The following is a 12,616-nucleotide window of genomic DNA, read 5'->3' as shown; positions in this document are numbered from 1 at the left end:
CTACTCCGATCGGTCCAGATACTTCTCCCGCAACGCCTGCTGCGCGTCGGCGTCGATCCCCAGGCCATCCGCGAAATAGCCTGCGACCGAACCGAATTCGGTGTCGAGCTCCGCGAACGCCGCATCGAGGTAGCCAGGCACCACACCGAAGACCGGCTTGAGGACCTCCGGGTCGCCGCCCGCAGCGGCGAATCGTTCGAAAAGCGGCGTCAGCCCGACGAGCAACTGATCATTGGTGAGCAGATACTCGGCGTACACGTCGTCGCGGGACACGCCCATCAGTGACAGGAATGCGGCCGCGGCCCAGCCGGTGCGGTCTTTGCCAGCGGTGCAGTGAAACAGTGCCGGCGCGGGGTCGTCGAGGAGTCCCGTGAAGAAGCCTCCGAAGCTGCGTCGAGCGCTGTCGAAGCTGACCAGACCGCGGTAGATCTCGCAGATCGACTGATGCACTTCGGGTTTCGCCAGTTGCTCGGTGAGTTCGGCGGCGTGCGCCGGGTCGGCGAGCTTGTCGCCCATGTTCGCCGCGATCGAGCGCGGCGAGTCGGCGAGGACGTCCAGATGCACATTACGCACGCCGGCCAACTCCGGGTCCGCGCTCTCGGTGACCTCGTCGACGCTGCGGAAGTCATAGACGCGGCTCAGCCGCAGACCGTCGAGCACAGCACGATCGTCGGCGTCGAGTCCGGTGAGTCCCTTACTGCGGAACAGCAGCCGGCTGCGCACCGTCGCGCCGTCGCCCGCCGACCATCCACCGAGGTCGCGGAAATTAGTTAGAACGGGCAGGCCGAGGGCGCGGCTCGCGGTTGATGTCATGGGTCGATTCTCTCAACTACAGATTCTCTCGAGCACAACGGTTCTCTCGAGCACAATCGGCCGGTCGTCCAAACAGGACGACCGGCCGATGTGAAATGCGTTGTGCGCGCAGGGTTCTGACTAAATCAGAAGCCCATGCCGCCCATCTCGTCGCCACCCGGCATAGCCGGTGCGCCGGCCTTCTCGGGCTTGTCGGCGACGACGGCCTCGGTGGTGAGGAACAGAGCCGCGATCGAAGCCGCGTTCTGCAGCGCCGAGCGGGTGACCTTGACCGGGTCGTTGATGCCGGCGGCCAGCAGGTCCTCGTAGGTGTTGGTGGCGGCGTTCAGGCCGGTGCCAACGGGCGAGTTGCGGACCTTGTCGGCGACGACGCCGGGCTCGAGGCCCGCGTTGATCGCGATCTGCTTGGCCGGAGCCTCCAGCGCGACGCGAACGATGTTCGCACCGGTCGCCTCGTCGCCTTCCAGCGACAGGCCCGCGATGGCGGGCTCGGACTGCAGCAGAGCCACGCCGCCACCGGCGACGATGCCCTCTTCGACGGCGGCCTTGGCGTTGCGCACGGCATCTTCGATGCGGTGCTTGCGCTCCTTGAGCTCGACCTCGGTGGCAGCACCGGCCTTGATGACTGCAACGCCGCCGGCCAGCTTGGCCAGGCGCTCCTGCAGCTTCTCGCGGTCGTAGTCCGAGTCGCTCTTCTCGATCTCGGCACGGATCTGCGCAACGCGGCCGGCGATGGCCTCGGCGTCGCCTGCACCCTCGACGATGGTGGTCTCGTCCTTGGTGATGACGACCTTGCGGGCGGTGCCCAGCAGTTCCAGTCCGGCGGTCTCCAGCGAGAGGCCGACCTCTTCGCTGATGACCTCGCCACCGGTGAGGATGGCGATGTCGGCCAGCATGGCCTTGCGGCGGTCACCGAAGCCCGGTGCCTTGACGGCGACGGACTTGAAGGTGCCCTTGAGCTTGTTGACGATCAGGGTCGACAGTGCCTCGCCCTCGACGTCCTCAGCGATGATGACGAGCGGCTTGCCGGCCTGGATGACCTTCTCCAGCAGCGGCAGCAGGTCCTTGATGGTCGAGACCTTGCTCGAAACCAGCAGGATGTAGGCGTCTTCGAGGACGGCTTCCTGGCGCTCGGCGTCGGTGACGAAGTAGGCCGAGATGTAGCCCTTGTCGAAGCGCATGCCCTCGGTGAGCTCGAGCTGCAGGCCGAAGGTGTTCGACTCCTCGACGGTGATGACACCCTCGTTGCCGACCTTGTCCATGGCCTCGGCGATCAGGTCGCCGATGGTCTGGTCGCCCGCGGAGATGCCGGCGGTCGCAGCGATCTGCTCCTTGGTCTCAACTTCCTTGGCGCTGGCGAGCAGCGACTCGGTGACGGCCGCGACGGCCTTCTCGATGCCGCGCTTGAGGCCGAGCGGGTTTGCACCGGCAGCGACGTTGCGCAGGCCTTCGCGAACCAGGGCCTGAGCCAGGACGGTAGCGGTGGTGGTGCCGTCGCCTGCGACGTCGTCGGTCTTCTTGGCGACTTCCTTGACCAGCTCAGCGCCGATCTTCTCGTACGGGTCCTCCAGCTCGATCTCCTTGGCGATGGACACACCATCGTTGGTGATCGTGGGGGCGCCCCACTTCTTTTCCAGAACGACGTTGCGACCCTTGGGTCCCAACGTCACCTTGACGGCGTCGGCGAGGCTGTTGAGCCCACGCTCGAGGCCACGACGTGCCTCTTCGTCGAACGCAATGATCTTGGCCATTGGTAAGTGATCCTCCGGATACGGGGTGACACTAGGTTTGGTATGTCGGAACTCGGTGCCCGCGACGGACGACCGGCGTGTCAAACGGACCGATCTCACCGTCCCGACCTGGCACTCACGGTAGTCGAGTGCCAGTACCGTTTTTAGCACTCGAGGTCTGAGAGTGCAAGGACAGGTGCGCGGATTGCGCCCAGGGCGAACTACGAAGCGTTCCCACGCGCCCAACCCGGTAACTTGGACATCCATGAGCCCGCAGGTGGCAGTGGCACTGATCATCATGGCACTGGTGACCATCGGCGTGATCGACGTCGTGGTCCGCACCCGCCGCGTGGTGACCACCCCGACCGAACGAGCTGTGCACGACACCCTGCAGACCGCCGCGCTTGCCGCGCGCTCACTGCGGGCCGGTTTGTCTCCGCAGTCGGCTGCCGACGCGGTTCCCCATCTACGCGAACTGACCGGTGCGTCGGCGGTCGCCGTCTACGACGCCGACGTCGCGCTGCTCGCCGCCGAGTCGGCCGATTCCGTACTGCCCGATCACGTGGTCCGCGTCTTCGACGACGCCGCCCACAGTGCCCACGACGGCGGTCGACGCGTGTTGAAGACGGTGTCCCCGGCGTCGACTCTGCGTTCGGTCATCGCCCAACCGTTGATCGCCGACGAGCAGACCGTTGGTGTACTCATCGTGGCCACCGCGCAGGAACCGGGTCCGGGCTTGCTCGGAGCCGTGGCCGAAGTGGCCCGGTATGTCTCCAGTCAGCTCGAATTGGCTGAGCTCGATGCGTCCCGAAGCCGCCTGGACCGCGCCGAAGTTCTCGCGCTGCGGGCCCAGATCAGTCCGCATTTCATCTACAACGCGCTCAACACGATCGCGTCCTTCGTGCGGACCGACCCCGATCGCGCCCGCGAACTGATCCTCGACTTCGCCGATTTCACCCGCTACTCCTTCCGCGCCGCCGGCGAGTACACGCTGCTCGCCGACGAGCTGCGCAACATCGATCGGTACCTGACTCTCGAACGGGCGCGCTTCGGTTCGACGTTGACGGTCAAACTGCAGATCGCCCCCGAGGTACTCAACGTGGTGTTGCCGTTCCTCGCGCTGCAGCCGCTGGTGGAGAACGCCGTCCGGCACGGGTTGGCCGGTCGACGCAGCGGGACCATCACGATCACCGCGGTCGACGCCGGTTCGGACTGCGTGATCAGCGTCGAGGACGACGGAGTCGGGATGGATCCGGAGCTGCTGCGCACCGGCGACATCGACGCGCTCACGCCGCCGCAACGCCCGGTCTCCGACGACGCCGGCGCGCACGTCGGGCTGACCAACGTCGACCATCGGCTGCGCGCGGCCTTCGGCAATGACTACGGTTTGATTGTCGAGACCGCACCCGGCGCCGGGACGAAAGTCGGCATGCGGGTGCCGAAATTCCGTCCCGGCGTCGCGGTGTGAGCACGATACGCACAGAGCCGAGCGGGAAGGACACGACGATGCCCCTGGTGATCCTGGCGGTCGACGACGAGCCGCCCGCCCTCGATGAATTGCAGTTCCTGTTGTCGAGGCAGCCAGGGGTCGGCGAGGTGATCACCGCGTCCGACGCCACCGACGCTCTGCGCCAACTCAATTCGCGCCGGTTCGACGCGGTGTTCCTCGACATCAACATGCCGGGGTTGTCCGGGCTCGAACTGGCCGGAGTACTCACCAACTTCAACCATCGCCCCGCCGTCGTATTCGTCACCGCCCACGACGACCGTGCCGTCGACGCGTTCGGCGTCGGCGCGGTGGACTATCTGCTCAAGCCACTGCGGGAGGAGCGCCTCGCCCAGGCGATCACACGGGTCCGCACCTCCGAGGCACCCGCAGAGGAGGCTCCTGCTCCCGCCGAAATCGAACCCGACGATTCGGCCGACGTGGTCCCCGTCGAGTTGGGCGGCGTCACGACCCTGGTGCCCCGCGACAGCATCTCCTGGGTGGAGGCCGTCGGCGACTACGCCCGCCTGCATTCCGCGTCCGGCGCGCATCTGGTGCGAATACCGTTGTCCACGTTGGAGACTCGCTGGCGAGGCCACGGTTTCATTCGTATCCATCGGTCGTATCTGGTGGCCCTGCCGATGGTCACCGGACTACGCGCCCGCGGGTCGACGACGACGGTGAGCCTGCGAACGAACGGCGCCGAACCGGCGGTCGACCTTCCCGTCAGCCGACGCCAGGTCCGCGACCTCAAGGACCGCCTCGTCCGCGACCCGATGCGCTCCTACCGCGCCGCCGAACGGCGAACCGATGTGTGAGCTGGTTGAGCCGAGCCCGCCCCACCCGCTGGTTGAGCCGGACCCGACGAGCGCAGCGAGACGCGCCCGAGTCGAAACCACCGCACCCCACACCCCCAACCCACCCGGTTTCGACACGGCTCTCCGCTATCGCTTCGACCCGCCTCAACCAGCGGCCAACCACCCCGCCACGTCATGAATGAAGCCCCCAAACATGAAGTGCCCCAACGGGAACGCGTCGTTCTCGCGCACCGTCGCGGGGCGCGCATCGTCCGCACGCGGGTGGAAGTGCAGGAACAGACCGAGATCGGCGACGCCCTGGTCCGCGGTCTGATGCGTGCCCAACTGGGCTTGGCGCTGCGGCTGGGCTGCTCGGTCCTAGCCATCTGCGTGGCGATCGCCGTCGTCGTCGCAACCGTCCCCGCCATCGGCGCGGCGTCGGTCTTCGGGGTGCGCACCGTGTGGATCACCGTGGGGCCGTTGCTGTTCGGCGTGTTCTACGGCGTCGGGCGGCTCTATCTGCGGCTGGCCGATCAAGCCGAACAAGACTTCCTCGGCGTCGTCGACGAGGGCGCCGACCGGTGAGCACCGACGTCTCTCCGCTGACCGCCGCGGCACTGGTGCTCGCCGCGGTCGCGACGGTCGCCGTCGGCGCCTACTGGGGACGATTGGCACGTACGACGTCGGACTTCCTGGTCGCCTCGCGGTCCGTCGGACCGCGCTGGAACGCCGCGGCGATCTCCGGCGAATACCTCTCCGCCGCATCCTTTCTCGGCGTCGCGGGACTGATCGCGAAATACGGCGCCGACGCCCTGTGGTACCCGGTCGGATTCACCGCGGGCTATCTCGGACTGCTCATGTTCGTCGCCGCGCCGCTGCGACGTTCGGGTGCCTACACCGTCCCCGACTTCGCCGAGTTCCGACTGGGCGGCACCTCGGTCCGCCGCGCCGCGATGATCGTTGTCGTCGCGATCTGCATCTTCTACCTGATCCCGCAGTTTCAGGGCGCGGGCCTCGCCCTCAACATCCTCCTCGGGCTGCCGGTCTGGGCGGGCGCGGTCATCGTCGGAGTCATCGTGATCGTGAACGTCGTGGGAGGCGGCATGCGGTCGATCACGTTCGTTCAGGCCTTTCAGTACTGGTTGAAGCTGACGGCGGTCGCGGTGCCCGCACTCGCCTTGGCGGCCACCGTCCTCCACGACCGACCGGCCGTGAATCAAGCTGTGCCACCACGGGTTTCACAGATCACGACGGTCGCCATCACCACCGACGTCGTCGTCGCGGTCACCGACCCGGCGGGCGTCACGGTCACCGGGCGGCTCGACGGCGCACCCGTCGTCGACCATCCACTGACTCACCCCGGCCGCTACACCCTCGACCAGGACAGCACCTTGCGGTTGGCCGAGGGCGCCGCGACGCCCGTCGTCGCCGGCACCCCGACGTCGGGCGGAGCGTGGCTGACGCCGGGCGGAGGTTTCGGCGCGTCGGGCAATCGCGCTCTCTACCAGGTGCTTTCACTCATCCTCGCGACGTTCCTCGGCGCGATGGGACTGCCGCACGTACTCGTGCGCTTCTACACCAACCCCGACGGCCGGTCGGCTCGCCGAACCGCGCTGACCGTCATCCTGCTGCTGAGCCTGTTCTACCTGTTTCCGATTCTGCTGGGAATCCTTGCCCGACTGTATGTTCCGCAACTGTTGATCACCGGCAGCGCCGACGCCGCGGTGCTTCTGCTGCCCACCGCCGTCGTCGGCGGTCTCTGGGGAAGCTTGCTCGCGGCACTGGTCGCGGCCGGTGCCATCGCGGCGTTCCTGTCGACGTCGTCGGGCTTGTTGATCAGCGTCGCGGGCGCACTGTCGACCGATGTGCTGCGCGGCCGGATCAGCGACTTCCGCTGGGCCGCGGTGATCGGCGGCGTGATTCCGATCGTGCTGGCCGTCGCGTCGACGTCATTGGAGCTATCGCGAATGGTCGGTCTGGTGTTCGCCGTCGCGGCGTCGACGCTGTGTCCGCTGCTGGTCCTGGGAATCTGGTGGCGGCGACTCACCGCGGCCGGCGCGATCAGTGGGCTCGTCGTCGGCGGGCTGACGTCGGGTATCGCTGCGGTGCTTGCCATTTCGGGTGTGCCGGACAGCCAGGCCGACGGCTGGTCGGCGGTGATCATCGGCTATCCGGCCGCGGTGACGGTACCGCTGGCATTCGCGACGACCATCCTCGTCAGCCTCGCGACGTCGGCGGGCGTTCCCGCCGACGTACCACGCACCTTCGCCCGGATGCACGTTCCCGAGCGGCTCGGCATGGGCATCGAGCGGTTGCCGAAGTAGTCCGGCGGTAGCGCGTCGACCGCTGACCGTTCGTCGCCGCGCATCGACCGCTCGTCGCGCGATCGGGCATACCCGACTCATCGCCCAGAGATCGAGCATCGGTTGTGACCCAGATCGCAATAGTCTCCCCTGGTAGCCCAGCACACGTAGCCACAGGAGGCAGCAATGTCCACCGTCGAACATGTGGGCGGACCCGCGGATCCGCCCACGCCGACTCCCGAACAGTTCCTCGAGATCGATGCCAGCCCGGAGTTCGCCGACCTCAAGCGCACCCTGCGGTCATGGGTGTTCCCGATGACGGCGTTCTTCCTGCTCTGGTACGCGGTGTACGTGCTGCTCGGCGCCTTCGCCCACGACTTCATGGCGATCAAAGTCTGGGGAAACATCAACGTCGGCATCTTCCTCGGCGTCGCCCAGATCATCACGACCTTCCTGATCACCGGCCTGTACGTGCGGTTCGCCAATTCCAAGCTCGATCCGAAGGCGCAAGCCATCCGCGACTCGGCGACCGTGGCGGCCGCCGCGAACGTATCCCACGGAAACGGAGCCCGCGCATGAGCACGTCGGTGACCACCCTCGCCGCCGAAACCGTCGGCAACCCGATCGCCAACATCTCGATTTTCGCGGCCTTCGTCGCGATCACGATGTTCGTGGTGATCCGCGCGAGCCGCAAGAACCAGTCGGCTGCCGACTTCTTCACCGGCGGCCGGTCGTTCTCCGGGCCGCAGAACGGCGTCGCCATCGCCGGCGACTATCTCTCCGCCGCCAGCTTCCTCGGTATCGCCGGCGCCATCGCGGTCTACGGCTACGACGGCTTCCTGTACTCCATCGGCTTCCTCGTCGCCTGGTTGGTCGCGCTGCTCCTGGTCGCCGAATTGCTGCGCAACACAGGCAAATTCACGATGGCCGACGTGCTCAGCTTCCGCCTGAAGGAGCGGCCCGTGCGACTGGCCGCGGCCATCTCGACACTCGCGGTGTCGCTGTTCTACCTGCTCGCGCAGATGGCCGGTGCCGGTGGACTCGTCGCTCTGCTCCTCGACATCGAAGACCGGACTGGGCAGTCGATCGTGATCGCCGTCGTCGGCGTGCTGATGATCGTGTACGTACTGGTCGGCGGCATGAAGGGCACCACCTGGGTGCAGATCATCAAGGCCATCCTGCTCATCGCCGGTGCAGCACTCATGACGATCATGGTGCTCGCGAAGTTCGGGATGAACTTCTCCGACATCCTCGGCAGCGCACAGCAGTCGATCAGCGGATCGTCCGACGCCAAGGTCGCCGCCCGCGATGTTCTCGCGCCCGGTGCACAGTACGGCGGCTCGACCACGTCGACGATCAACTTCCTGTCGCTCGCCATCGCCCTGGTCCTGGGCACCGCGGGCCTGCCGCACGTGCTGATGCGCTTCTACACCGTCCCGACCGCCAAGGAGGCCCGACGCTCGGTGGTCTGGGCGATCGGACTGATCGGTGCGTTCTACCTGTTCACTCTGGTCCTCGGGTACGGGGCGGCGGCCATCGTCGGGCCCGACCGCATTCTGGGCGCGGCCGGCAAGGAGAACGCCGCGGCACCTCTGCTGGCCTTCGAACTCGGCGGGGTCGTTCTGCTCGGCGTGATCTCCGCGGTCGCCTTCGCGACGATTCTCGCCGTCGTCGCCGGACTGGTGATCACCGCGTCGGCGTCGTTCGCCCATGACATCTACGGCAGTGTCATCAAGCGCGGCAAGGCATCCGACGCCGATCAAGTCCGCGTCTCTCGGATGGCGGCGGTCACCCTGGGTGTGCTCGGCATCGTGCTCGGCATCCTCGCCAACGGACAGAACATCGCGTTCCTCGTCGCACTCGCCTTCGCCATCGCGGCATCGGCCAACCTCCCGACGATCATCTACTCGCTGTACTGGAAGCGCTTCAACACGCGCGGCGCCCTGTGGAGCATCTACGGCGGCCTGGCGTCGACGATCCTGCTCATCATCTTCTCCCCGGCCGTGTCCGGCGGGCCGAAGTCGATGATCCCGGGCGCAGACTTCGCCTACTTCCCGCTGGCCAACCCCGGCATCGTGTCGATCCCGCTCGCCTTCATCCTCGGCATCGTGGGTACGCTCACCTCGCCGTCGGACAAGGGCGACCCAGCCCGTAACGCCGAAATGGAAGTCCGGTCATTGACCGGGTTGGGCGCGGAAAAGGCTGTGGCGCACTAGGATTGCCTTCCGCACAGATCAATGGTCGGCCCCGGCACGTGAACCGTGTCGGGGCCGATGTGCGCGTCCAAGCCCGCTCCCTCTCTGCTCCCCGAGTGCCGAAGCGAGCCGGCGCGGCACCCCTCCGCTCCCCGAGTGCCGAAGCGAGCCGGCACGGCACCCCCTCCGCTCCCCGAGTGCCGAAGCGAGCCCGCGAGCTTCGGTGTAACGAGGGGCGGGTGAGACGAAAGACCAAGCGGGGGACGGGGCCGGCGCATTTTCGATGTTGACGCCACCGCGCGGTGCGGACCAAATTCTGACGCCAATCAAGTTCATCACCTGGGTCACCTGCGGTCATCCACGCTCGATGAGATCGGCGATCCGCCGTACATCGTCGGCCCCTGGCGTGAAGATCACAAGCTTCTGCTCCAACGCACCGGCCACCTGCAGGACCACATGGTCGAGACGGATCTGCCCAAGCTCCTTGTGCCGCAAGCATTTAGCGCCACCACCCAGGGCTTCGACGTCGTGGTCGAGCCACCATTCCCACGCCTGCGGACTCGCCGACAGCAGTCTGTCGATGAGTTCGGTGAACTCGCGCTCGCCGACGTGGCGCGCGGCTGCCGCACGGAAACGACCCAGTTGCGCTGAGGCCTCATGCTCCCAGTCGGGGAACACCGCCCGCGCCTGCGGCGACGTGAACATCCACCACAGCATGTTGCGGTTCTCTGGAGCGATCGTCGTCCAGTCGGTCCACAGCAGACGGGCCGCTCGGTTGCTCGCCAACACATCCCATCGGCGGCCGGTGACGTACGCGGGGAACGGATCCTGCCGGTCGACGAGTTGCGCTAAACCTGGAGCGAGGACCTCAGGTTGCGATGGGGACCGCGCTGGGCGCTCGTTGCCGGCGTTGAGCGCGTGGACGTAGTCGCGCTCGGCGTCGGAGAACCGCAACGCGGATGCCAGCGCATCGAGGACCTGCGGCGACGGATGCGAGGCGCGGCCTCGCTCCAAGAGCGAATAGTAGGTCGGCGACACCGCAGCAAGCAGCGCCACCTCCTCGCGCCGCAAGCCCGGGGTGCGGCGTCGACGCCCGGCTGGCAGGCCGACGTCGACGGGCTGCAGTTCCGCGCGCCGGGTGCGCAGCAGATTGGCGAGTTCGGCCGCGGGTCCGGTACCGATCGGTCCGCTGCTCATCCTGGCAATGCTAGTACGTCGATAACCGGTATGTAGCTGTGCTCGCCGCGACCGCATAGCGTTGATTCCATGCAAACAGTTGAGTCGCAATGGGTTTCGATTCCGGTCGGCGATCAGTCGATGAGTGCGTACGTGAGTCGGCCGACCGCGGGCGGGATAGCCCACGTGGTCCTGGTCGGATTCGAGATGTTCGGCCTGACGCCGTATGTCGCGGGCGTGACCGACCGGATCGCCGCGCTTGGCTACACCGCCGTCGCGCCTGACTTCTACCATCGAGCGGGCGACCGGATCGAGCTGCCGGAAACCGACGACGGTCGTGAACGCGGCTTCCGACTGGTCAATGAGCTCACCCTCGACGGCGTCGCCGACGATGTGCGAGCCTGTCTCGGTCATCTCGGACGCGCCGATGCGCCGGCCGCCATGGTCGGGCTCAGCGTCGGGGCTCACATCGCGTTCGGTGTGGCGACGCGAGTCCCGCTGCACGCACTCGCGTTGTTCTATCCCGGCTGGCTGACCACGTCCGGCACCGGCTTGAGTCGCCCCACTCCGTTGCTGGAGCTGACTTCCCGCATCGTCGCCAACGACACCGAAGTGCTGTTCGTCGTCGGCGAGAACGACAAACTCTATGCCCCGCAGGATATTTCACTGATCGACGACCGATTCGGCGCCGACCGGCTCCATCATGAGACGGTCATCTATCCCGGCGCGCCGCACGGCTTCCTCTGCGAGCACCGCGACGCCTTCCGGGCCGACGCCGCAGCAGACGCATTCGACCGCATGCAGGCGCTGTTGGCGCGGGCGCTGGGCTGAGGTTCTGGCGGCGGACTACGTCTGAATCTTCCGAAACCCTTGCGCTGCTTCAAGTTCGAAGCACAGCTCCAGCAACGATTGCTCCTGTCCGAGATCCGCGCAGTAGTGCAGCCCGATCGGCAGGTCGTCACTCGACTGCGCCAGCGGCAGACTCACCGCGGGTGTACCCGAAGTGTTGTTAATCGGCGTAAACGACACATAACGCACCAGGCGTTCGAAGATCTCCTCGAAATCCCCTGCGGGATCGAGGTATCCGATCCTCGGCGTGGTGTGCGCCAGCGTCGGCGACAGTACGACGTCGAACGACCGGTACACCTCGCGGAATTTCGCGTTCTGCCGTTTGAGTCCGTACAACGCGAAGGGCGCGCGCCAGAACGTCTTGCAGAAGTTGCGCGACAGACTGCGAGTGAACTGATCGAGCTGAGATCGATCGAACCCCTTGTCTATCAATCGCTTTCCCATGAATTCCAGCGAAAAGGCCAGCAGCGACCAGTATTCGGTGAAGTCACGGATGTAGCTGCGATCCACCGGGACCGGGATCGATTCGACGCGGTGTCCGAGCGATTCCAGCAGTTCGATGTTGGCGAACAGTGCGTCGTTGGTGTCGCGGTCGAGCAGCGCGCCGGTCAGCGGCTGGGTCAGCGCGGCGATTCGCAGGCGACGCTTACCCGGGCCTTCGACGAGTCCCAACTCCGGCAATCCTTTTGCGGGAGCGAACTTCTGGGTATCGGCGAGGAACGCCGCGGTGTCCCGGACACTGCGCGATACGATCCCATTGGAGATGATGTCGATCGGCGCGGCCTCGCCTTCCGGCGACGCGACGACGCGATCGCGCGTCGGCTTGAAGCCGACCAAGCCGCAGCACGCCGCCGGAATCCGGATCGATCCGCCACCGTCGTTCGCGTGGGCGATCGCCAGCGCACCCGCGGCGACCAGGGCCGCCGAGCCACCCGACGACGCCCCGCATGAGTATTCGGTGTTCCACGGATTGCGGGTGGGATCGCGGTCGACGAATTCCGTTGTCGCGGTCAGACCGAACGCCGGCAGCGTCGACGCCCCGACGATGTTGACGCCCGACGACAGCAGCTGATCGGTGAACGGCTCATTGACGGTAGCGATCACCTCCGGGACCGCCGCCGAACCATGCATCGTCGGAAGCCCCGCGAGCAGGGTGTTGTTCTTGATGATCGACGGCACACCACGGAACGAACCGGGTGCGAAATCATCGGCGGCCGCCCGGGCGAGAGCCCGCTCCCGGTCGTCGACGACGATGGCGTTCAGTTGC

Annotated in this window: 11 protein-coding genes; 7 read left to right on the top strand and 4 right to left on the bottom strand. The window is 66.6% G+C overall.

Annotated features, from left to right (window positions below; genetic code table 11):
• Both HH308_RS05765 and groL read right to left on the bottom strand, forming a co-directional pair.
• Positions 1-813: a tyrosine-protein phosphatase gene (locus HH308_RS05765; protein ID WP_170193237.1), complete on the bottom strand. Its 813-nt coding sequence runs from the start codon at positions 811-813 to the stop codon at positions 1-3.
• 125 nt (positions 814-938) lie between these two features.
• Entirely contained in the window at positions 939-2,564 is a 1,626-nt protein-coding gene (gene groL, locus HH308_RS05760) for a chaperonin GroEL (protein WP_170193236.1), read from the bottom strand.
• A 244-nt stretch (positions 2,565-2,808) separates the two neighbouring features.
• On the opposite strand from groL, the gene HH308_RS05755 reads away from it, so the two are divergent.
• The 6 genes from HH308_RS05755 (at position 2,809) to HH308_RS05730 (ending at position 9,345) form a co-directional block, all read left to right on the top strand.
• The gene (locus HH308_RS05755; RefSeq protein ID WP_170193235.1) at positions 2,809-4,011 is read left to right on the top strand and encodes a sensor histidine kinase; all 1,203 of its coding nucleotides are present in this window, start codon (positions 2,809-2,811) and stop codon (positions 4,009-4,011) included.
• A 38-nt stretch (positions 4,012-4,049) separates the two neighbouring features.
• The gene (locus HH308_RS05750) at positions 4,050-4,847 is read left to right on the top strand and encodes a LytR/AlgR family response regulator transcription factor (protein WP_170193234.1); all 798 of its coding nucleotides are present in this window, start codon (positions 4,050-4,052) and stop codon (positions 4,845-4,847) included.
• A 174-nt stretch (positions 4,848-5,021) separates the two neighbouring features.
• Positions 5,022-5,411: a hypothetical protein gene (locus HH308_RS05745; protein ID WP_170193233.1), complete on the top strand. Its 390-nt coding sequence runs from the start codon at positions 5,022-5,024 to the stop codon at positions 5,409-5,411.
• A complete protein-coding gene (locus HH308_RS05740; RefSeq protein WP_170193232.1) occupies positions 5,408-7,150 on the top strand; it encodes a sodium/solute symporter in 1,743 nt (580 codons plus the stop codon). The genes HH308_RS05745 and HH308_RS05740 overlap by 4 nt, the downstream gene beginning before the upstream one ends.
• Before the next feature lie 165 nt (positions 7,151-7,315).
• Positions 7,316-7,708: a DUF485 domain-containing protein gene (locus tag HH308_RS05735; RefSeq protein ID WP_170193231.1), complete on the top strand. Its 393-nt coding sequence runs from the start codon at positions 7,316-7,318 to the stop codon at positions 7,706-7,708.
• Positions 7,705-9,345, top strand: a complete 1,641-nt coding sequence (locus tag HH308_RS05730; protein ID WP_170193230.1) for a monocarboxylic acid transporter — start codon at positions 7,705-7,707, stop codon at positions 9,343-9,345. Before HH308_RS05735 ends, HH308_RS05730 begins: the two co-directional genes overlap by 4 nt.
• Positions 9,346-9,678: 333 nt before the next feature.
• On the opposite strand, the gene HH308_RS05725 is transcribed toward HH308_RS05730, so the two are convergent.
• Entirely contained in the window at positions 9,679-10,521 is an 843-nt protein-coding gene (locus tag HH308_RS05725) for a helix-turn-helix transcriptional regulator (protein WP_170193229.1), read from the bottom strand.
• A gap of 69 nt (positions 10,522-10,590) precedes the next feature.
• On the opposite strand from HH308_RS05725, the gene HH308_RS05720 reads away from it, so the two are divergent.
• Positions 10,591-11,331, top strand: a complete 741-nt coding sequence (locus HH308_RS05720) for a dienelactone hydrolase family protein (RefSeq protein ID WP_170193228.1) — start codon at positions 10,591-10,593, stop codon at positions 11,329-11,331.
• A 15-nt stretch (positions 11,332-11,346) separates the two neighbouring features.
• Here the strand turns inward: HH308_RS05720 and HH308_RS05715 are convergent.
• The coding region (locus HH308_RS05715) for an amidase (RefSeq protein WP_170193227.1) at positions 11,347-12,616 on the bottom strand (1,270 nt) is incomplete at its 5' end.

Origin of the sequence: Gordonia asplenii (genome assembly GCF_012933505.1) — a bacterium.
GTDB classification, from domain to species: domain Bacteria; phylum Actinomycetota; class Actinomycetes; order Mycobacteriales; family Mycobacteriaceae; genus Gordonia; species Gordonia asplenii.
The sequence above is the reverse complement of the archived record's forward strand: the minus strand, read 5'-3'. Positions and strand labels throughout refer to the sequence as shown.